Below are 20546 nucleotides of genomic sequence, written 5' to 3'. Positions count from 1 at the left end.
GACGCCGATTTTGCGCGCCATGGACAAAGCATGAAGGAGAATTCGATGACAAAGATTGATGCGCAGCCCTCGACCCGACTTTCCCTGAGCCGCCGACATTTCCTCGGCGCCATGGTCGCGGTCGGTGCGGCAGGCGCTCTGCCGGTTTCGGCTCTTGCTCAGGCCCAGACGCAGGCCGCCGCCGTCAATCCCAATATTGCCCAGGCCATCGCCGATCACTTCTCGTCCATCAAGTCGATGAAGGGGGGCTTTCTGCAGATCGGGCCGCGCGGCGACCAGATGAGCGGCACGTTTTTCATCCTGCGCCCCGGCAAGATGCGCTTCAACTACGATCCGCCGTCCCGCATGCGCGTTATTTGCGATGGCAACAATGTGCAGGTCATCAACGACCAGACGAATACCAAGAATATGTATCAGCTGTCGAAGACGCCGCTGAGCCTTCTGCTTGCCAATAAGATCGACCTTTCCGCCGATATGGTGCGCAATGTCGAATCGCAGCTCGACTTGACCAAGATCACGCTCGGCAACCGCACCGTCTTCGGGGATTCCACGATTACGATGATCTTCGATTCGAAGAGCTATGACCTGCGCCAGTGGACCGTTATCGATCCGCAGGGCAAGACGACCGATGTCATCATCAACAATGTGAAGACCAATATCGCCTTCGACGACAGCGTTTTCCGTATCGACTACATCCGCTGATCGCTGTCTGGATCTTTGGTAGCTGAGGAAGCGCCGAATGGCGCTTTTCTTTCCGCTGCGGCCGGTCTAAAGCCTTATCTTGAGTAGAGTGTTTCACGGAATCGCTGAACCGCTCCAGCTGTCTGTTTTGACACAATTCCGGCCGGAAAACCGCTGCGCACTTTTCCTGGAATTGCTTTATGGGAAAGGCGTTGGCATGGGATTTTCGATTGCGACCTGGAATATCAATTCGGTGCGGCTGCGCATGCCGATCGTCGAACAGTTCCTGATGCAGGGCCAGCCCGACATTCTCTGCCTGCAAGAGACCAAGGTTCCGAACGAGCTTTTTCCCTACGCGCCGCTGCGCGCGCTTGGCTACGAGCACATCATCATCCATGGCCAGAAGGGCTATCACGGCGTGGCGATCGCCTCGCGTTTTCCGCTGACCGAAGATCACCGCCAGGATTATTGCAACGTCGGCGACAGCAGGCACATCTCGGCGATCTTCGAGCGTGGCGGGCGCCGCATCCGTCTGCATAATTTCTATGTTCCGGCCGGCGGCGACGAGCCGGATCGCAGCATCAATCCGAAGTTCGGTCACAAGCTCGATTTCATCGAGGAAATGAAGCATCTGAGCGCGAATGCCGAACCGAATACCTCGGCGATCCTGGTTGGCGATCTCAACATCGCGCCGTTGGAGCATGACGTCTGGTCGCACAAGCAGCTGCTGAAGATCGTCAGCCACACACCGATCGAGACCGATGGGCTGATCGAGGTGATGAAGCGCGGCTCCTGGCTCGATTTGATGCGCCTGAAGGTGCCGGAAAGCGAGAAGCTGTATACGTGGTGGAGCTATCGCGCCAAGGACTGGGAAGCTGCCGACCGCGGCCGCCGCCTCGACCACATCTGGTCGTCCTCCGATCTCGGCCCACACCTGCAGCGCATCGAGATCCTGAAAGCGGCGCGCGGCTGGGATCGCCCATCCGACCATGTGCCGGTCACGGCGCATTTCGATCTCTAGCGGGCGGCAAGGGTAGTATCTGCTGCTCCGTGATCGATCCGCATAGCTGCCGTCAAACAAGGGCGCCAAAGGCTGGATTCGATCCGCCCACAGGTCTATCCTGCTATCATGAGTGGAAATAGAGATCCCATCCTTCGGGCAGCGCGACGGGAAGACATGGCCAACCTGCGTGCTGTTCTTCACGACACGTTCAACAGCACCTGGCGGCCCAATATCACTGACACCGCTGCGCAGGCATTTCTCGAGGAAGAAAAGCCTGCCGCCTATGTGGATATGCGCGGGCTTCAATTCTGGGTGGCCGAGGTTGCCGGTGAGGTCGTCGGTTTCGTCGATTGGGAGGACGACTTCGTGCACGCCCTCCACGTGCATTCAGCGCATGCCCGACGGGGAATCGGACGACGCCTGATGGACCATGCGGAGAAGCAGATTGCCGCGGCCGGCTTTGCCACGGCGCGGCTGGAAACCGATACATTCAATCATCCGAGCCATGCCTTCTACGCAGCCCGAGGCTATCGCGAGGTTGAGCGCTATCCGGACGAGGATTGGGATAGTGGGCTGACGACGGTCTTGCTCGTAAAGGCGTTGTCCTGAGGCGGGTCGTCGGTGAGGATCAGGAAAACCGGCCGAGAAGGGCTGCTGCCTGCCGGGCAAGTGCTGCGAAGTTTTCGCGGATGCGGTTCTGGATCAGCAGACCGGCATCGGGATATTCCTCGATCAGGCGGTGAAAAAGGGCACGTGTGATACGGATCACGTCGGATTCTTCCGCGGCAACCGCGGTATATTTCCGCTCCACCAGCGTCACCATTGCCAACTCGGACAGCATCGTTCCGGCCTGTACCACCGCTTCCACCTGCTTTTGCCCGGTTGGATCGACGGTGCTGAGCTCGAAGCTGCCGCGCGTGACGACATAGGCGCATTCGGCCGGCGACTTCTCCCTGAACAGGGTCTGGCCCTCGGTCACATGACGACGATCGGCGCCGAAGGCAATCAGCCGCAACGGCTCATCGCCCATGCCGTGAAACAGCGGCAGTTGCGACAGCAGCCGGATATCGTCGTTCAGCGCCATGTCTGTGGCCTATGGAATGATCTTGTAGCCACCGTTTTCCGTCACCAGGATTTCAGCATTGGATGGATCGCGCTCGATCTTCTGGCGAAGGCGGTAGACGTGGGTTTCGAGCGTGTGCGTGGTCACGCCGGAATTGTAGCCCCAGACTTCTTCGAGAAGGATGTCGCGGGTCACGACCTTCTGGTCGGCGCGGTAGAGATAACGGATGATCGCCGCTTCCTTTTCCGTGAGGCGGATCTTCTGCCCGTCTTCGGTGGTGAGCAGCTTCTGGCTCGGCTTGAAGAGATAGCGGCCGACCGTGAAAGTCGCGTCTTCGCTCTGCTCGTGCTGGCGCAGCTGCGCGCGGATGCGCGCGAGCAAGACGGCGAAGCGGAAGGGCTTGGTGACGTAATCGTTGGCGCCGGCTTCGAGGCCGAGGATGGTGTCGGAATCCGTGTCGTGGCCCGTCAGCATGATGATCGGCGACTTGAAGCCGTTCTTGCGCAACAGCTTTACGGCTTCGCGGCCATCCATGTCAGGCAGCCCGACATCCATGATCAGGAGATCGACAGGCACGGTGCGGGCGGTCTGCACGCCCTTTCCGGCCGTCATTTCCTGCAGGACGTTGAATTCCTCATAAAGCGATAATTGCTCGACCAACATTTCACGCAGGTCGTTGTCATCATCCACCAGGAGAATGGTGCGTGCGGTCATGCCGTTCGGATCCTCGTTCTAATCCCACCTAAGTCCTACGCCAAATTGCATTTTTAGCAAGTCGCGACGCGGCTCAGGCTTGGTGGTTTGGTTGTAACTGCTATGATTTCAAATGAAATCACGCGCAAAGCAAAAACATGTGAGGAAAATGGAAAAGACAAGGGCAGGGACCAGGCGGCCCGCTTCCACGATAGTCGTACGTCCTGCGCCGGGTAAGAAGACGCGCGCGCTGGTCAAGGTCGGACCGTTGACTCTTCAGGCCGCGATCGGCCGATCCGGGCGCAGCATATTGAAGCGCGAGGGCGACGGCGCGACACCGATTGCCTCCATGAAGCTGCTTTATGGCTTCACGCGTGGCGATCACGTCCGCCTCCCGCAGACGGCTCTGCCGATGCGGCGTATTCGCAAGGACATGCTGTGGTGCGACCAGCCCGAGGATGCCAATTACAACAGGCTGGTGAAGGCTCCCTTCAAGCCCAGCCATGAGGAGATGCGACGGGGCGACGGGCTCTACGACATATGCCTCGTGCTCGACTGGAACGTGAGTTCGCGCCGGCGTCATCGCGGCTCGGCAATCTTCTTCCACCTGATCAGGCCCGGGTATGAGCCGACGGCCGGATGCATTGCCGTCAGTCCTGGCGATATGCGGCGTATCCTGCCGCTGATGCGCAAGGGAACGACCGTCCGGGTTGTCTGAATGTCCGGCCGGGGTTAAACTCTCGGTATTCTCCACTATATAGGTTTTCGACCGGCGGCCCGCGCGGCCAGGACGGGGACCCTTTCTTTCCGGATTTAAATAGCACCTTCACTCCATCCACTTCCCATCACCCGGAGATTTATCGTGACCACACAACCGACAATCACGTTCAACGACGGCAAGTCCATTCCGCAGGTCGGCCTTGGTGTCTGGCAGACGCCGGAAAATGTCGCGCCTCTGGCCGTCAGCACGGCTTTGAAAGCCGGCTATCGCCATGTCGACACAGCAGCCATCTACGCTAATGAAGACGGTGTCGGCGAGGGCATGCGTCAGTCCGGCGTCGCCCGCAAGGACATCTTCCTGACCACCAAGCTCTGGAACGAGGCGCAGGGCTTCGATTCCACGCTGAAGGCCTTCGACGAAAGTCTGAAGCGGCTCGGCACCGATTATCTCGACCTCTACCTCATTCACTGGCCATCGCCGCACCGCGACCGCTACCTCGATACCTGGAAGGCATTCGTGCGCCTCAAGGAAGAGGGCCGTGCGCACTCGATCGGCGTCTCCAACTTCGCCAAGGAACATCTCGACCGCATCATCGGCGAGACCGGCGTTACACCTGTCCTCAACCAGATCGAACTGCATCCGACCTTCCAGCAGAAGGCGCTGCGCGAAGCACATGACAAGCTCGGCATCAAGACCCAGTCCTGGAGCCCGCTCGGCCAGGGCAAACTCCTGACCAACGCGGTGATCGGCAAGGTCGCCGCCAAGCACGGCCGCACGCCGGCACAGATCATCATCCGCTGGCATATCGACAACGGCCTGATCGTCATCCCGAAGTCGGTCACGCCGAGCCGTATCGAAGAGAACTTCAAGGTTTTCGACTTCAAGCTGGACAGCGACGATCTGGCTGATCTCGACAAGCTCGATTCCGCGAGCGGCCGTATCGGCCCGGATCCGGTGAAGGCGAGCTTCTGATCCGGTTCGTCGGACTTTATTGATAGTGAGAGGCCCGGAGCGAGGAGCTCCGGGCCTCTTTTGTCTTGATCGATGTCAGATCTGAACCCAGGCGGGAGCCACGGAAGGCCCCTTGCCGAGGAAGAAGCCGAAGTGGATGTTCATCTCGCCGATGGGCTCGATGAAGCGGGCGTTGGTGAGTGGACCTGCATCGACGGGTTCGAAGCCGATCGATTGAACGAGGCTGGATATCGCCTCCTTGGCCTTCTCATCGTCGCCGGCTACGAAGACCTGCAGCACCTTGCCTTTGCGTGCCTCGACCGGCAGAAGCGTCGCGAAGATGGTGTTGAACGCCTTCACCACGATGGCATCGGGCGCCAGCGCCTGGATTTCTTCGGCCGCCGATGTCGAGTGGCCGACAACGAGACCGCGGAAGTCCGCCGTGATCGGGTTGCTGATATCGACCAGTATCTTTCCCTTGAGTTTGCCGGCTTCCCTGAGGGCGTCGGCCACCGCGCCATAGGGCAGCGCCAGTATGACGATGTCGGCGAGCTTGACGGCGGCGGCAATCCCACCCGCTTCGACATTCGCGCCCAGTTCGGCGGCAAATGCGGCCGCCTTTGCCGGATCGCGGTGGCCGATCACCACGCCCGAGCCCGTTCCAGCCAGCAGGCGTGCCAGGCCCGCACCCATATTTCCAGTACCGATGACAGCGATTTTCATGGTCGTCAGCTCCTTGTTGTTGCTGACGAATAGATAGTATTATCGCCATATCGGGATAAATGATCTAAATAGAGCTATACTTAAAATAGAACGTTTCTAATGGATCGCTTTTCCAGCATGAGCATTTTCGTCAAGGCGGTCGAACTCGGTTCGTTCAGCGCTGCTGCCGATGCATTGAACATGTCGCCACAGCTCGTCGGCAAGCATGTGCAATTTCTCGAACAGCATCTGGGCGTTCGGCTTTTGAACCGCACCACGCGCCGCCAGCATCTGACAGAGATCGGCAGCCAGTTCTATGAGCGCTCACGCAATATCCTGGCCGAGGTCGAGGCAGCGGAGGCTTTGGCGGCAGAGACGCGGGCGGTGCCCAGGGGAAAGCTGAAGGTCAATGCTCCTGTCACATTCGGGATCAATGCCCTGGCGCCGAAACTGCCGAAATACCTCGGTGCTCATCCCGAGGTGTCGATCGACCTGTCGCTGTCGAACCGGTTGGTCGATCTGATCGACGAGGGCTATGATGTGGTCTTTCGCATCGGCGAACTCGCCGACAGCGGCTTGATCGCCCGCCGCCTCGCCCCCTATCGGCTCGTCATCTGCGCGGCGCCGAGCTATCTGCGCTCTCGCGGCGTGCCGTTAAAGCCGAATGATCTTCAGGGTCACGATTGCCTTATCTTCTCGCACACCATGTTGAGGACGCATTGGGACTTCGAAGGGCCAGGCGGGAATGTCAGCGTCCCTATCTCGGGCCGGCTGATGGTCGATAATGGCGAAGCGCTGCTGCAGGCGGCGCTGGCAGGGCAGGGTATCATCCTTCAGCCGTTCGAGCTTGTTCGATCGAGCCTGGAGGCCGGGACGCTCTTGCCTATCCTGCCTGAATACAGCGTGCCGACGCGACCGCTGCATATTCTCCACGCGCCCGATCGCCGTATCACGCCGAAGCTGCGTAGCTTCCTCGACTTCGTTTCCGCCGAATTCGGCAGTCACGGATCGTCTTGATCGGATGGCGAATTATCCTCCGCCATCCCCTTTGCTTCACTCTCATGAGACTCCCTGCGAGAGCACGGTGCGCTTTGCAAAGGCCAGGCCCGTGAGGGCGATCGCGAGCGTTGCGGTGATCACCAGGGCGCCGACCGCGAAGGTGATCTGCATCCCGCTCGCCACCGCTTCGGGCGCCGCCACGGTCACGTTGGCGGTTCCCGATGCCAGCGTGAAGATCGCGCCCATGACGGATGCGCCTGATATCAGCCCGAGGTTTCGCGACAGGCTCAGCATGCCTGAAATCACACCGCGCTGCTCGGAGCTTATGTCTTTCATGATCGTGGTGTTGTTGGATGCCTGAAACAGCGCATAGCTTGCCGTGGTGATGACGAGCGGACCGACATAGCCGGCAATCCCGAAGCTTCCTTGCAGCGCTGAGATCAGCGACAGGCCGATGATCATGCCGATGAGGCCTGTTACGGTCATGCGGTGTGCGCCGAAGCGATCGACGATGCGGCCGGCGGGTATGCCCGTCAGCGCCGATACCAGGGGGCCGGCGGACATGATGGCACCGACATGGGCCGCATCGAAGCCGAGGGCGTGGGAGAGATAGAAAGGCCCGACCACCAATGTTGCCATGATAACCGTCGTGACCAGCGTGCTCATGGCAAGGCTCGTACTTAGCGACGAGTTTCTGAACATCGACAGCCGCAGCAGCGGCGACTTCACTTTCGTCTCGGCGAAGGCGAAGAGTGCTGCACCCAAGGCCGCGGCCAGCAGCAGGCCGATATTCAGCGCGCCGAAGCTGCCATGGCCCATTGTCATGGCGAGCGCATAGGCGGCAAGCGTCAGAGCCAGCAGCAGCGTGCCGACCGCATCGGGGCGTCCCCGGACGACCTTCCGGTCGGGGCGATCTGCCGGCAGGAAACGAGCGGCGAGCAGGAGGTTGATGATCCCCAGCGGCAGATTGACCAGGAAGATGGTTTCCCAGCCGTACCAGGCAATCAGGATGCCGCCGAGCGACGGGCCGAGTGTCGTACCGATGGCGGACATGGTGCCGAGCAGACCCATGGCGCTGCCCGTCCGCTCCTTCGGCACGGTCTCACCGACCATCGCCACCGTCAGCGCCATCATCATGGCGGCACCGAGGCCCTGCAGGGCGCGTGCTGCGATCAGCAGCCACAGCGTCGGCGCTATGCCGCAGAACAGCGAGGCGAGGGTGAAGAGCGCTATACCCGTCAACAGCAGTCGCCGCCGTCCCACGATGTCGCCGAGCTTGCCGACGCTGACGATCAGCGTGGTGATGGTGAGCAGATAGGCGAGTACGATCCACTGCACTTGCTGGAAGGAGGCGCCGAAAGTCTCTGCCAGCGTCGGCAGGCCGACATTGGCGATGCTGGTATCGAGCGAGGGCATGAGCATGGAGAGCGAGAGGCTGGCGAGGGCCCAGCGGATGGAAGGTGCTGGTCCTGTACGCCGGGCTTTGCCCGGTTCTTCAATGATTGGCTTCAACATGAGCTCCAATTCTGGCGGTATTAGAAAGTCCCGGCAGAAAGGTAGCCATTGCGGCGATATGGCGGAACGCGCAGCATTTGCACTTCATTCGTGCGTTTGACGCTATATATTGGTGAATTCATGCTATGGTCGCGCCATGTCCACGCCCGATCTCAACCTGCTGGTCACTCTCAACGCCCTGCTTGCGGAGGGCAGCGTCGCGCGCGCTGCCCGGCGATTGCGGCTGAGCCCTTCCGCCATGAGCCGAGCCCTGGCGCGCCTGCGCGAGACGACGGGTGATCCATTGCTGGTCAGAGCTGGTCGCGGGCTTGTGCCGACACCGCGAGCGCTGGAATTGCGCGAGCGTGTCGGCCAGCTTGTGGAGGAGGCCGAGGCAGCCTTGCGGCCCTCCGAGACGCTGAATTTGAAACAGCTCGCGCGGACGTTCACGCTGCGCGTCCGCGAGGGTTTCGTGGAGAATTTCGGCGCCGAACTGATCACCCGGATCGCGGAGCAAGCGCCGGGCGTGCGGCTTTATTTCACGCAGAAACTGGACAAGGACAGCACGCCGCTGCGCGATGGCACGATCGACTTGGAAACCGGTGTGGTCGGCGACGACACCAGCCCGGAACTGCGAACGCAGGCTCTGTTCCACGACCGTTTCATCGGCGTCGTCAGGCGCGGCCATCCCTTAAGCGAGGGGCCGATGACGCCGGAGCGCTATGCCGCCGGGCAGCACATTCTCGTTTCGCGGCGCGGCTTGCGGAAAGGACAGATCGACGAGACTCTGGAACGGCTGGGGCGCGAGCGGCAGATCGTAACCATCGTCGGCAGCTTTTCGGCGGCGCTGGCTTTGGCGCGCTCCTCCGACCTGATCGTCAGCGTACCCGAGCGCTATACCGGCAACCTCAGGGCCGGCATGTGTAGTTTCGCGCTGCCGGTGCCGACATCGGATGTGACGATCTCGCTGCTCTGGCACCCGCGGCTCGATGCGGATCCGGCGCATCGCTGGCTGCGAGGCTGCATTCGGGATGTCTGCGCCGAGCGGCGTTCGGATCTCTTAGCGAGATTCGAAGCTGGCTAAATAATTGCGCAGCAGGCCGTCGAGGGCAGCTCTTTCCTCCTGCGAGAGGGCGGAAACAAGCCGAGCCTGCGTTTCGACATGCGCCGTCACGGCGGCATCGATGAGCTTGAAGCCCTCCGGCGTCAGGGAAATCAGAAAGCTGCGGCCGTCATTCGGGTTCTGGGTGCGAGCGACGAGACCGGCCTTTTCGAGCTGGTCGATGCGGTTGGTCATGGTGCCCGATGACACCATCATCGTATCCATCAGGTCGCTGGGAGAGAGGGTGTAGGGTTCGCCTGAGCGGCGCAGGGTCGCCAGCATATCGAAGTTTGCCGAATTCAGGTCGAAGCGCGCGAAGGTCTTCTCCATCTCGCGCGAGAGATGAAGCGTGAGATTGCGCATGCGCCCGAAGAGGCCCATGGCCGTCGTGTCGAGATCGGGCCGCTCGCGGCGCCACTGGTCCAGAATTTTGTCGATGCGATCCATGGGTAGACATCGCCACGAATTTATCTTGACGTCAAGATATTTCAGTTTATCTTGAGGTCAAGATAAATTTGAGGCCTGGGCCATGAACCGTAATGTCGACCTTCTGCTGACGGCCATCGCGCCGGCGATCTGGGGCAGCACCTATCTGGTGACGACGCAGCTTCTGCCCGCCGGCTATCCCCTCACTGTCGCGACATTGCGCGCCCTGCCGGCCGGGCTCTTGCTGCTGCTCATCGTGCGTCGGCTGCCGCATGGGATGTGGTGGATCAAATCGCTCGTCCTCGGCGCGTTGAATTTCTCGATCTTCTGGTGGCTGCTGTTCATCTCGGCCTATCGCCTGCCCGGTGGCGTGGCGGCGACGGTCGGCGCCGTCCAACCGTTGATCGTCATCGTGCTGGCGCGACTGCTGCTCGGTTCGCCGATCAAGAGCCTCGCCATCATCGCCGCTGTCGCCGGCATCGGCGGCGTGGCGCTGCTGATCCTGACGCCAAATGCAACGCTCGATCCCATCGGCATTGTCGCCGGTATTGCCGGTGCCTTCTCCATGGCTGGCGGAACGGTGCTCAGCCGCCGCTGGCGGCCGGATGTCTCGCCGCTCACCTTCACGGCGTGGCAGTTGACGGCCGGTGGCGTCTTGCTGCTGCCATTCGCCCTTCTGCTCGAGCCGCCGCTGCCGCATCTGACCGGCGCCAACATCATCGGCTTTGCCTATCTCGGGCTGATCGGCGCGGCGCTTACCTATATCCTCTGGTTTCGCGGCCTGTCGCGGCTCGAGCCTTCGGTGGTTTCGCCACTCGGCTTCCTCAGCCCGACGACCGCGGTGATCCTGGGCTGGGTGGTTCTCGGCCAGCAGCTGAGCCCGATGCAGATCTTCGGCATCGTTGTCGTGCTCGGCAGCGTCTGGCTCAGCCAGCGCGCGCAGCAAGTGCAACCAGCAGCGACGCCTGTGTTAAGCGAACGTCAAGCCGCCGCATCGAAACACTAAACTCGGAATCGAACTCTTCGCGACAAACGAAAAGGGCGGCCCAAGGGCCGCCCTTTCCTATTCATGCTTTGAAGCGGATCAGTTCCACTCGCGGATATCGACGAAGTGTCCGGCGATAGCGGCAGCGGCGGCCATGGCCGGCGAGACCAGGTGCGTGCGGCCCTTGAAGCCCTGGCGGCCTTCGAAGTTGCGGTTCGAGGTCGAGGCGCAGCGCTCGCCCGGCTTCAGGCGGTCGTCGTTCATGGCGAGGCACATGGAACAGCCAGGCTCGCGCCAGTCGAAACCGGCAGCCTTGAAGATCTTGTCGAGGCCTTCGGCCTCCGCCTGTTCCTTCACTAGGCCGGAGCCCGGAACGATCATGGCGTCGACGGTGGAGGCCACGGTCTTGCCTTCGACGACCTTGGCGACGGCGCGCAGGTCTTCAATGCGGCCATTGGTGCAGGAGCCGATGAAGACGCGATCGACGTTGATCTCGGTCATCGGCGTGCCCGGCTTCAGGCCCATGTAATCGAGGGCACGCCACTTGGACGTACGCTTGGTCTCATCCTGGATTTCGTCCGGGTTGGGAACGACACCCTGAACGGAAATGACGTCTTCCGGCGATGAACCCCAGGAAACGATCGGCGGCAGCTGGGCGGCGTTGAGCGTGACGATGCGGTCGTAATGTGCGCCTTCGTCCGATGTCAGCGTCTTCCAGTAGGCGATCGCCTGTTCCAGCTCCTCGCCCTTCGGCGCGCGCGGCTTGCCCTTGATATATTCGAAGGTGATCTCGTCCGGCGCGATCAGGCCGGCGCGGGCACCGCCCTCGATCGACATGTTGCAGATGGTCATGCGGCCTTCCATCGAAAGCGCGCGAATGGCTTCGCCGGCATATTCGATGACGTAGCCGGTACCGCCGGCGGTGCCGATTTCGCCGATGATGGCAAGGATGATGTCCTTTGCGGTGACGCCCGGCGGCAGCTGGCCGTCGACCTGCACCAGCATGTTCTTGGCCTTCTTCTGGATCAGCGTCTGCGTGGCGAGCACATGCTCGACCTCGGAGGTGCCGATGCCGTGCGCCAGCGAGCCGAAGGCGCCGTGCGTCGAGGTGTGGCTGTCGCCGCAGACGATGGTCATGCCTGGCAGGGTGAAGCCCTGCTCAGGGCCGATGATGTGAACGATGCCCTGACGCTTATCGTTCTCGGAGTAGTATTCAACGCCGAATTCGGCGGCATTCTTGGCCAGCTGTTCAACCTGGATGCGGCTTTCCTCGTTCTTGATGCCGAGATGGCGATCGGCCGAGGTCGGAACATTGTGGTCGACGACGGCAAGCGTCTTCTGCGGTGCGTGGACCTTGCGGCCGGTCATGCGCAGGCCTTCGAATGCCTGCGGCGACGTCACCTCATGAACGAGGTGGCGGTCGATATAGAGAAGACAGGTGCCGTCATCCTGTGCGTCGACCAGATGGTCATCCCAGATTTTATCGTAAAGTGTGCGTGGAGCGCTCATGGCTACAGATCCATATTGGCAGTGTCGTAGATGGGGATTGACGGATCAGGACCGCCGGCCTCGGGTGTGATCAGCGAAGTCGGCTGTTGAGCGCGCCAGAAATCATCGCAAAGAAGCGTGCCGGCAGGCGCTTATGGTCCTGCAGCACGAAAGCCGTGACGTAACGTCCGTCTTTGCTCATGATCTTACTCATGGCCATGCTCATATCAATTTTCAAAACCTTCGGCAATGGCGACGATAGGCTGTATCGGTACGGCCGGCATTTGACCGCACCGATCACACCTGTGCCCCGGGTGGCTGGCCCGCAGCCATGCGGGGGAAGGCGGAGCGATCGCTGCCGGAGCGGCGACGCATCCAGGCTTCGAGCTGCCGCAGCAACAGAGACAGGCCGACTGTCAGCAAGAGATAGATGAAAGCGAGGATCGACAGCGTTTCGAAATAACGGAAATTGGCCGAATAGTAGAGCTTGGCGAGCTGGCTGATATCGGCAACCCCGAGGACTGATACCAGCGAGCTGTCCTTGACCATCGCGATGAAATCGTTGGAGAGCGGCGGCAGGATGACGCGGATTGCCTGCGGAAAGACGACGAGGCGGAAGCGCTGGAAGCGGCTGAGACCCAGCGCCTTGGCCGCTTCGATCTGGCCCTGGTCGACCGCCTGGATGCCGGCGCGGAAGATTTCGGCGATGAAGGACGAATAGGCGATCGTGAGCGCGATGATCGTGCGCCAGACGAAGGGCACGTCGCGAGTGATGAGCGGGTTCGTCCAGCCGGCGGAGACCAATGGGGAGGTGATGAAGTTATAGACGGCAACGAAGGCCGGCGTGCCGACAAAGGCGATATAGGAGAGCAGTACCAATATCGGGATGCCGCGCACGATCTCGATATAGAGGCGTGCCACTTGCCGCAGCACGAGGAAATCCGACAGGCCGAGCAGTGCAAGCCCCAGGCCAAGCAGCATGGCAAGCGTAAAGGCCACCAGCGTCACGAAGATTGTGACGCCGATGCCGTTCAGCAGAAGAGAGAAAATCTGGGTATAGAGGCCGTTCGCCGCAATTGCGAAAGAGGCGCCGATGCCGAGGATGGCAAGGACGACCAACCACCAGGGAAAGTCCTCCTTGCCGCGGTGCCCGCCCGGGCCTGCCAAAGGTGCCATCAGAGCGGGCTTCCGGTATGTCGATCTGCAGCGTTCATTGGCCCATCTTGTAGTCGAGAAACCACTTCTTGTTCAGCGCTTCGAAGGTCCCGTCGGCCTTGAGGCTGGCAATCGCCGCGTTGACCGGAGCGACGAGATCGGAGCCCTTCTGGAAGATGAAGCCGAAATCCTCGGAGCCGAGGGGGCCGCCAATCAGTTTGAGGCCACCGTTGGAGGCATCGACATAGCCCTTGCCGGCCGTGCCGTCGGTCAGCACCATGTCGACGTCACCGGTCTTCAGAGCCTGCACGGTGGCGCCGAAGGTTTCGAAGGTCTTGATGCGCGGGTTCTGCTCGTTGCCGTCAAGGACCGAATAGACGGCGGTGTAGAAGGGCGTTGTGCCCGGTTGCGCGCCGATCAGGCCGTCCTTGAAGGCGGCGAAGCTCTTCGCCTCGGTGAAACGCTTCTCGTCACCGCGCACGAGCATGAACTGCTCGGAGCGCATATAGGGGTCGGAGAAATCGACCTTCTGCTTGCGGTCATCCTTGATGGTGATGCCGGTCATGCCGATGTTGTACTGGCCTTCGGAAACGGCCTGGATCATCGCGTCCCAGCTGGTGTTTTGGTACTCAACCTTGAAATTCAGGCGCTTGGCGATCTCGTTCATCGCGTCATATTCCCAGCCGATCGCCTTGTTGGTCTTTGGGTCGATGAACTGGAGCGGTGGGTAAGCATTTTCCGTAACGACGATGACGGTCTTGCCGTTAAGGTTCGGCAGGTCAGCGGCGAAGGAGGTGAAAGGGGCAAGCACGAGGGCGCTGAGGCCCAGAAGGAACGAACGACGGAATGCCATGGAAATTTCCCCGATTAGCGTGGCGCGAAAGTGTCATATTTGGAAAGCCAATGGCAAGGCTGTTGCCATGGCGGCAATCATAAAAAATGGGAAGGGAATTCTAAAAACAAGCGGTTGGTAGAAAATTTTTTACGGCATAATAAAGCAATTTTTTTCATAAATTAATCAAAATAATTGCTTCATATAAATCATAAGAACATTTTTTATAGAAGCAGCCGGCGCATTTCTCTTGGAAATCCTCGAGGCGTCAGGCAATAAAAAAGGCGACCCGAGGGCCGCCTTTTTCGTCGTGATCCCGATGGATCGAGACTTATTCTGCTGCCGGTTCAGCGGCTGCGGCGGCTTCAGCAGCTGCTGCTGCTTCGGCTGCGGCCTTTGCTTCGGCGGCTTCTGCTGCTGCCTTTTCGGCTGCCAGAGCCTGGGCTGCTGCAATCTTTTCAGCTTCGATGCGAGCCTTTTCCTCGGCAACCGCCTGGCGCTCGGCGTCGTTGAGCTTGCGGGCGCGGGTACCGGTGTTTTCAACGATACGGGCAGCCTTGCCGCGCAGGTCGCGCAGGTAGTACAGCTTGGCGCGACGGACCTTACCGCGGCGAACGATTTCGACGCTTTCGATCATCGGCGAGTAGATCGGGAATACGCGCTCGACGCCTTCGCCGTAGGAGATCTTGCGAACGGTGAAGTTCTCATGCAGGCCGCCGCCGGAGCGAGCGATGCAGACGCCTTCATAGGCCTGAACGCGGGTACGGTTGCCTTCCGTGACCTTCACGTTGACGCGAAGGGTGTCGCCAGCGGAGAAATCAGGGAGCGTGCGCTTGGCTTCGATCTTGGCAGCCTGTTCGGCTTCCAACTGCTGAATGATGTTCATGTTATCAACCTCGTTGTTGCTTCAACAGCCAGAGCGCCCAGAACGATCTATCCCCGGTCGGACCTCTAGAGGTCTCGCCTCGGATATATGCTTTAAAGGCAGGGGCGAATACGTCTGCTTTTCTTTGGTGGTTGATGGGAAACTTCCCATGCCGGCCGCGCACATATCGTATTGTCATGGCTTTGTCACCCCTTTGCGGGGAATTTCGTCGCGTTTGCTTGCTGCGACGGGGTTAAAGGGCGATTTTTCGCCTCGAACCAACGCACAGCCGGTTTATCACTCGGGATCCAGAATGGCTATGGGTCGTTGGACAGAGATGATCGCTCGCTCCTTTTAGCGAGGAGTAACGTCCCCATGCAACTTGCCGCTTGACTTATTCATAGCTCGTTGGCTATACGTTAATTCATAGCCAACGGGGTATGGTTTCTGGTGTCAAACATTCATGACGCGCTCTTTAAAACGCTCGCTGACCCCACTCGCCGAGCCATTTTCGAACGGCTATGCCGCGAAGGTGAGAAGACGGTCGGGGTTCTGACGGAGCGGGCCGGCGTTTCGCAGCCGGTTGTCTCGAAGCATCTGGCGGTGCTGAAGCGGGCCGGGCTGGTGCGCGACCGTCACGAAGGCCGCCAGACACATTATAGCGCGCAGCTTTCGGCGCTTGCGCCGCTGATCGATTGGACGAGCCAAATGGCCGGCTTTTGGGAGAGCCGGTTCGACGATCTCGAAGATCTTCTGAAAAGGATGGACCAATGAACGACACATCGACCGAAATTCGCACCGTCGTCGTCGAGCGGGAGGTGGCGTTTCCGCCGGAAAAGATCTGGCGCGCACTCACGCAGCCGCACCTGATCCAGGAGTGGCTCATGAAGAACGACTTCAAGCCCGTCGTCGACCATTCCTTCAAGCTGACCGCCGAATGGGGTTCCGTCGACTGTCAGGTTCTTGAGGTCGAGCCGAACAAGACGCTGGCCTATACCTGGAACGCCCATGGCCTTGAAAGCGTCGTCACTTGGATCCTCACGCCGAGGGGTGCGGGCACTCATCTGCGCATGGAGCAATCGGGCTTCCGGCGGGATCAGGAGCAGGCATACCAGGGCGCCAAATACGGGTGGCAGCGGTTCCTTGCAAATCTGGAACAGGTTCTGGCGGGGCAAAGCTGAAGTCTGCCGCGACAACGAACCGCCGGTGATGACAATGATGAGGAAAGCGAGCGCAGCGATGAAGAAAAGCGACCCGAGCGAAAACCATGAAGGGGCCACTCCCTCTCAGATCATCGATGCGAAAATCGCGGAATTGGCTGGTTGGCGGGGCGAAATGTTGGCGCGCATCCGGCGCGTCATCAAGCAAGCCGATCCCGACGTGGTCGAGGAATTGAAATGGAGAGGCGTTCCGGTGTGGTCGCATGCCGGGATCATCTGCACCGGCGAAACCTACAAGAGTGCGGTGAAGATGACCTTTGCAAAGGGCGCTTCGTTGGAGGATCCGTCAGGCCTGTTCAACTCCAGCCTCGAAGGCAAGACCCGGCGCGCGATCGATTTTCATGAAGGCGACGAGATCGACGAGGAGGCGTTGAAGGCGCTCATTCGCGCCGCCGCGGCCTTGAACGTGTCCTCGTCCGGCCGATCGAAGGGAAAGGCACCGGCGCGTCCGGCAAGGTAAACGTAGAGCAATCACCCATGCCGCCGGCCTTCGGCGCGTTCCCAAAGGGAGGTATCAATGAACTGGAGCAATTATATCAGGCAGACCCATCGCTGGCTGTCGATCGTCTTCACGGCAACGGTCATTGCCAACTTCGTCGCCATGGCCTTGGGGACGCCGCCCGCCTGGGTGGTCTATTCGCCGCTGTTGCCGCTCTTCCTGCTGTTATTCAGCGGCCTCTACATGTTCGCACGGCCTTATATCGCCAAGTGGCGCGGTGCCCAGCTTGGGCAGCCGGCGCCATAAGCGCAGATAGATGATCCGCAGCGGCTGGGGAGTGTCATCGGCAGCGCGCTAGTGCGGGAGGTCGGAGACGCAAATTCCCGCTTGGCGAAGCCCGGAAGCGACCTTGGCGAGGTCGTCGGGGTTTCTAAATGGCATACGGCCTATACCGTCGGCATAGGTATATCTGGGGTGTATCGCGAGAAGTCCGCGCCACGTCTCCCGAGCCTCGTCGGTACGGCCCAGGCTTCCAAGCGCCGAGGCGAGGCACGCCCTGCTCATATCGGTCTCCGGGACCAGCGCGATCCTTTCCTTCAGCAGCGACACGGCTGTTTCGTAGTTGCCGATAATGATGTGGGCGACGCCAAGATGGTGAAGATAGGTCTGTGAAAAATGCGGATCCAATCTTATCGCCCGCTCGAGGTCGCGGATCGCCGCCCCGGGATTGCCGCTATACATTCGCAGCGTCCCTCTCAGGGACAGCGCCGGCGCAAAGTTCGGATTGAGGGAAAGGGCCGTCTCGACTTCGGTCTCCCACATCTCATAGTTCGTTTGGTATTTGGCGATCAGGGCTGCGACGCCATGGGCGAGCGGATCATTCGGATCGCGCGCAATAGCCTCCGCCACGAGTTTGGCTGCTTCGTCTAGTGATCGATCCGAGTCCTCGGTCCAGCGATTGTAGTGATTGTGCGAGAGGGCCATTGCAAGAGCGGCATAGGGTGCCGCATATGCCGGATCGTGTGTCATGGCCTGGCGGAAGCATTCCACGGTGCGCCGGAATATATCGGCGTTCTGGGTGGCGCCCCGCTGCATCGCCCTGCCGCGAAGATAGGCCTGATAGGCGTCGGCGCTGGCCGTGCCTGCCGGGGAGAATGCGGGCCATTCGGCCGCTTCGACGGGATTCAACACGGCGAGCAGTTCGGTTCCGATCCTGCGGGCGATGTCATCCTGAAGCGAGAAGATATCCGAAAGATCCCGGTCGTATTTTTCGCTCCATAGCTGCCCGCCTGTCATCCCGTCGCAGAGCTGGGCGGTGATCCGGACCTGGCCGCCGCTCCTGCGGACGCTGCCTTCGAGCACAAACCGGACTCCCAGTTCCTCGGCGATCCTGCGGATATCGACGGAGCGGCGGCGATAGATGAAGCTGGAGGTGCGCGCGATCACCACCAGGCCAGGAACCTTGGACAGAGTTGTGATGATTTCATCGGCAAGACCATCGGCGAAGAAATCATCCTCTTCCTCCGGGCAGAGGTTTGCGAAGGGCAGCACGGCTATCGACAATCTTTCGCGCCGAACGCTGCGTTCGGCTGTTTCCTTCGGCTGCGCGCGAAAACAATAGCCGACGCGCGGAATGGTATCGATCCATTCTCGCCCCTCGGCATCGAGCCCGATTGTCTTGCGAAGAAGGGCAATCTGGACTGAAAGATTGCTCTCCTCCACGGCCCGCCCGGCCCAGGCGGCATCGATCAGCTCTTCCTTGGCGACGATTTCACCTTGCCGCCTGAGCAATATTTCCAGCAGCAGAGCGCCTCTTCGACCAAGCGGCACTCTTTGGCCGTTTCTGGTCAGCGTCCCATTTTCCGGATTGAGGAGGAATTCGCCGAAGGCAGAACGTCGTCTCAGCATCAAATTGGTTTTCCGCCGGCTTTGGCGTGCAGGAACGGCAGAGGTCGATCCGTTGCCATTCATGGACCTATGGTTTCACGTCGTCAGTTGAGGCGCAGTATAGGCATCCGATTTCAAACTTCTTCGGAAATTTTTCGGCAGATCTTCGATACCCGCCCGGGCCGTCTCTATAGGCTTTCTCCGTTGTATCAATCACGGGAGAGATCCATTGATAAAATTATCCTCGGTTCTGGCAATCGCGGCGGCGAGCCTTCTGGCCGTTCCGGCCTTTGCAGCTGACAGCGCCAAAAAATCAATCGTTCTTGTTCATGGCGGCTTTGTCGATGGATCGGGCTGGGAGGGCGTTTACAGCAAGCTGAAGAAGGACGGTTACGACGTCACGATCGTTCAGAATCCCACCATTTCGCTGGCCGACGATGCTGCCGTCACCAAGCGTGCGATCGATGCCGCCAAGGGCGATGTCATCCTGGTCGGCCATTCCTATGGCGGCGCCGTCATCACGGAAGCCGGCAGCGATCCGAAAGTCGCCGGTCTGGTCTACATCACTGCTTTTGCTCCGGATGCCGGGGAATCCGTTATCTCGGTGCTGAAGACCAATTCGCCGAAGGACGCGGCACCGCCGCCGATCCTTCCGCCGCAAGACGGCTTCCTGTTCCTCGACAAGACGAAGTTCGCGGCAGCCTTCGCCGCCGACGTGAAGCCTGACGTTGCGCAATTCATGGCAGCCTCGCAGGTTCCCTGGGGCCTTGCCGCGGCCAGCGGCACGGTCACCAACCCGGCATGGAAAAACAAGAAGAGCTGGTACCTGGTGACGACCGAAGACCGCATGATCCCGCCGGCAGTGCAACGGATGATGGCCAAACGCGCCGGCGCCACCACGGTCGAAGTGGCCGGAAGCCACGCCATCTATGTCTCGAAGCCTGCTGCTGTTGCCAAGCTTATCGAAACAGCCGCGGAAAGCGCCGCCACGAAATAGGCGTGGTCGGGGTCTCCGCTACCGAGCCGCCGAGGGCATCCCGCTGCATCTGCACGGGATGCCTGCCTTTAATGGCGAAAGGGACGATGATGGGCTGCGTACAGGTGAAAAAGGGACGAACGAGACTGTCAAAATCCTTGACGATCCGGCACTTTGAGAGCCAAAGCCTGTAATTCGCCGATCTGATCATTCGTCAGGGCGCGCTTTGGCACGATCCTGTAGAGACGCTGCGATTCATAGAACAGCATGCAATGGCGATCCTGCCGTGCCTTCAGGAAATCACTCCATTGCAGCCGTGCTTCGCCAAAATCGCTCCAAAGGTGCACCCCATTCTCGGTCCATGAAAAATGATAGGGTTTCTGCAGCGTTTTTTGCTCGCGGAAGATTCGTCTCGCTGCTCGTCCGCCCATCGTGTAAACGATCAGAAAGGGGATGCCGATGATCGCGATGAGCGCCGGGATCGCGAAACCGAGGATGGATAGAAATGCGCCGTGCGCATCGACCGGGCCACCCACGAGAATTCCGTAAGCCACCATTCCCAGAAGCCATGTGATCGCAAGGCGGATCAGTCCGCCTCTGCTGCGAAGGTGTTGCCGAAAATGCAGGCGGAGTGCGTGGACCAGATCCTGCGGCTCGAGCTGAATGACAATGTCCGCTCGTTTTTCATCGTCACGCTTGAGTTCAGACAAAGACTTCCTCCAATTGCAATTCTGCCCATGGCCGTCAGGGGGCGTGGGTTGATGTGCAATTCCTCAATCACGTTCGCGGCCCTACGACTTTTGGCAGCAATTCCCGAAAGATAGTGCGGCACTTCCAAAAGCACATGGCCGCCGTCAGTGTCGA

Annotated in this window: 24 protein-coding genes; 13 read left to right on the top strand and 11 right to left on the bottom strand. The window is 60.2% G+C overall.

The window, feature by feature from the left end; all coding sequences use genetic code 11:
• Positions 1-45 precede the first annotated feature (45 nt).
• The 3 genes from BSK43_RS05120 (at position 46) to BSK43_RS05110 (ending at position 2293) form a co-directional block, all read left to right on the top strand.
• On the top strand, positions 46-702 hold the full coding sequence (locus BSK43_RS05120; RefSeq protein ID WP_077472003.1) for an outer membrane lipoprotein carrier protein LolA: 657 nt from the start codon (positions 46-48) through the stop codon (positions 700-702).
• Positions 703-898: 196 nt separating this feature from the next.
• Positions 899-1702: an exodeoxyribonuclease III gene (locus tag BSK43_RS05115; RefSeq protein WP_077472002.1), complete on the top strand. Its 804-nt coding sequence runs from the start codon at positions 899-901 to the stop codon at positions 1700-1702.
• A 156-nt stretch (positions 1703-1858) separates the two neighbouring features.
• Entirely contained in the window at positions 1859-2293 is a 435-nt protein-coding gene (locus tag BSK43_RS05110) for a GNAT family N-acetyltransferase (protein WP_169055366.1), read from the top strand.
• A gap of 19 nt (positions 2294-2312) precedes the next feature.
• Here BSK43_RS05110 and BSK43_RS05105 read toward each other — a convergent pair whose 3' ends face one another.
• Positions 2313-2768 carry a cyclic nucleotide-binding domain-containing protein gene (locus BSK43_RS05105; protein WP_077472000.1) on the bottom strand — a complete coding sequence of 152 codons (456 nt, stop codon included), beginning with the start codon at positions 2766-2768 and terminating at the stop codon, positions 2313-2315.
• Between the two features lie 9 nt (positions 2769-2777).
• Complete coding sequence (locus BSK43_RS05100; protein ID WP_068394469.1) at positions 2778-3461, bottom strand: response regulator transcription factor; 684 nt, start codon at positions 3459-3461, stop codon at positions 2778-2780.
• Between the two features lie 148 nt (positions 3462-3609).
• Here BSK43_RS05100 and BSK43_RS05095 point away from each other — a divergent pair, with 148 nt between their 5' ends.
• Positions 3610-4158 (top strand): L,D-transpeptidase, encoded by a 549-nt coding sequence (locus BSK43_RS05095; protein WP_077471999.1) that lies wholly within the window; start codon positions 3610-3612, stop codon positions 4156-4158.
• Between the two features lie 144 nt (positions 4159-4302).
• Positions 4303-5133 (top strand): aldo/keto reductase, encoded by an 831-nt coding sequence (locus tag BSK43_RS05090; RefSeq protein WP_077471998.1) that lies wholly within the window; start codon positions 4303-4305, stop codon positions 5131-5133.
• Between the two features lie 75 nt (positions 5134-5208).
• Here the strand turns inward: BSK43_RS05090 and BSK43_RS05085 are convergent, their stop codons facing one another.
• Positions 5209-5844: an NADPH-dependent F420 reductase gene (locus tag BSK43_RS05085; protein WP_281406615.1), complete on the bottom strand. Its 636-nt coding sequence runs from the start codon at positions 5842-5844 to the stop codon at positions 5209-5211.
• Between the two features lie 90 nt (positions 5845-5934).
• On the opposite strand from BSK43_RS05085, the gene BSK43_RS05080 reads away from it, so the two are divergent.
• Positions 5935-6831, top strand: coding sequence for a LysR family transcriptional regulator (locus BSK43_RS05080; RefSeq protein WP_077471996.1), 897 nt, complete (start codon positions 5935-5937; stop codon positions 6829-6831).
• A gap of 42 nt (positions 6832-6873) precedes the next feature.
• On the opposite strand, the gene BSK43_RS05075 is transcribed toward BSK43_RS05080, so the two are convergent.
• Entirely contained in the window at positions 6874-8328 is a 1455-nt protein-coding gene (locus BSK43_RS05075) for an MFS transporter (protein WP_077471995.1), read from the bottom strand.
• A 136-nt stretch (positions 8329-8464) separates the two neighbouring features.
• Between BSK43_RS05075 and BSK43_RS05070 the strand changes: the two genes are divergently transcribed.
• Entirely contained in the window at positions 8465-9391 is a 927-nt protein-coding gene (locus BSK43_RS05070) for a LysR family transcriptional regulator (RefSeq protein ID WP_077471994.1), read from the top strand.
• Here the strand turns inward: BSK43_RS05070 and BSK43_RS05065 are convergent.
• Entirely contained in the window at positions 9368-9856 is a 489-nt protein-coding gene (locus tag BSK43_RS05065; protein ID WP_077471993.1) for a MarR family transcriptional regulator, read from the bottom strand. The two genes, BSK43_RS05070 and BSK43_RS05065, sit on opposite strands and share 24 nt — an antisense overlap.
• A gap of 82 nt (positions 9857-9938) precedes the next feature.
• Between BSK43_RS05065 and BSK43_RS05060 the strand changes: the two genes are divergently transcribed.
• Positions 9939-10841 (top strand): EamA family transporter, encoded by a 903-nt coding sequence (locus BSK43_RS05060; protein ID WP_077471992.1) that lies wholly within the window; start codon positions 9939-9941, stop codon positions 10839-10841.
• A 78-nt stretch (positions 10842-10919) separates the two neighbouring features.
• Here the strand turns inward: BSK43_RS05060 and leuC are convergent, their stop codons facing one another.
• The 4 genes from leuC to rplS form a co-directional block, all read right to left on the bottom strand.
• Positions 10920-12329 (bottom strand): 3-isopropylmalate dehydratase large subunit, encoded by a 1410-nt coding sequence (gene leuC, locus BSK43_RS05055; RefSeq protein ID WP_077471991.1) that lies wholly within the window; start codon positions 12327-12329, stop codon positions 10920-10922.
• Positions 12330-12605: 276 nt separating this feature from the next.
• Entirely contained in the window at positions 12606-13484 is an 879-nt protein-coding gene (locus BSK43_RS05050; RefSeq protein ID WP_077471990.1) for an amino acid ABC transporter permease, read from the bottom strand.
• A gap of 34 nt (positions 13485-13518) precedes the next feature.
• Positions 13519-14316, bottom strand: a complete 798-nt coding sequence (locus tag BSK43_RS05045) for a basic amino acid ABC transporter substrate-binding protein (protein ID WP_068394448.1) — start codon at positions 14314-14316, stop codon at positions 13519-13521.
• 310 nt (positions 14317-14626) lie between these two features.
• Positions 14627-15181: a 50S ribosomal protein L19 gene (gene rplS, locus BSK43_RS05040; protein ID WP_068394446.1), complete on the bottom strand. Its 555-nt coding sequence runs from the start codon at positions 15179-15181 to the stop codon at positions 14627-14629.
• A 429-nt stretch (positions 15182-15610) separates the two neighbouring features.
• Here rplS and BSK43_RS05035 point away from each other — a divergent pair, with 429 nt between their 5' ends.
• From BSK43_RS05035 to BSK43_RS05020, 4 genes are read left to right on the top strand one after another with little or no spacing between them, the layout of a single operon-like run.
• Complete coding sequence (locus BSK43_RS05035) at positions 15611-15934, top strand: metalloregulator ArsR/SmtB family transcription factor (RefSeq protein WP_034481966.1); 324 nt, start codon at positions 15611-15613, stop codon at positions 15932-15934.
• Positions 15931-16341, top strand: a complete 411-nt coding sequence (locus BSK43_RS05030) for an SRPBCC domain-containing protein (RefSeq protein WP_077471989.1) — start codon at positions 15931-15933, stop codon at positions 16339-16341. The genes BSK43_RS05035 and BSK43_RS05030 overlap by 4 nt, the downstream gene beginning before the upstream one ends.
• Before the next feature lie 37 nt (positions 16342-16378).
• Entirely contained in the window at positions 16379-16840 is a 462-nt protein-coding gene (locus tag BSK43_RS05025; RefSeq protein WP_077472041.1) for a DUF1801 domain-containing protein, read from the top strand.
• Positions 16841-16897: 57 nt separating this feature from the next.
• On the top strand, positions 16898-17125 hold the full coding sequence (locus BSK43_RS05020; protein ID WP_077471988.1) for a hypothetical protein: 228 nt from the start codon (positions 16898-16900) through the stop codon (positions 17123-17125).
• A gap of 48 nt (positions 17126-17173) precedes the next feature.
• On the opposite strand, the gene BSK43_RS05015 is transcribed toward BSK43_RS05020, so the two are convergent.
• Positions 17174-18727: a winged helix-turn-helix domain-containing tetratricopeptide repeat protein gene (locus BSK43_RS05015; protein WP_169055365.1), complete on the bottom strand. Its 1554-nt coding sequence runs from the start codon at positions 18725-18727 to the stop codon at positions 17174-17176.
• Between the two features lie 253 nt (positions 18728-18980).
• Here BSK43_RS05015 and BSK43_RS05010 point away from each other — a divergent pair, with 253 nt between their 5' ends.
• The gene (locus BSK43_RS05010) at positions 18981-19703 is read left to right on the top strand and encodes an alpha/beta hydrolase (protein WP_246662498.1); all 723 of its coding nucleotides are present in this window, start codon (positions 18981-18983) and stop codon (positions 19701-19703) included.
• Positions 19704-19831: 128 nt separating this feature from the next.
• Here BSK43_RS05010 and BSK43_RS05005 read toward each other — a convergent pair whose 3' ends face one another.
• Positions 19832-20392, bottom strand: coding sequence for a YcxB family protein (locus BSK43_RS05005; protein WP_077471986.1), 561 nt, complete (start codon positions 20390-20392; stop codon positions 19832-19834).
• Between the last annotated feature and the right edge of the window lie 154 nt (positions 20393-20546).

The sequence above is a fragment of the Rhizobium sp. P44RR-XXIV genome (genome assembly GCF_001999485.2).
Taxonomy (GTDB): Bacteria; Pseudomonadota; Alphaproteobacteria; order Rhizobiales; family Rhizobiaceae; genus Rhizobium.
The sequence above is the reverse complement of the archived record's forward strand: the minus strand, read 5'-3'. Positions and strand labels throughout refer to the sequence as shown.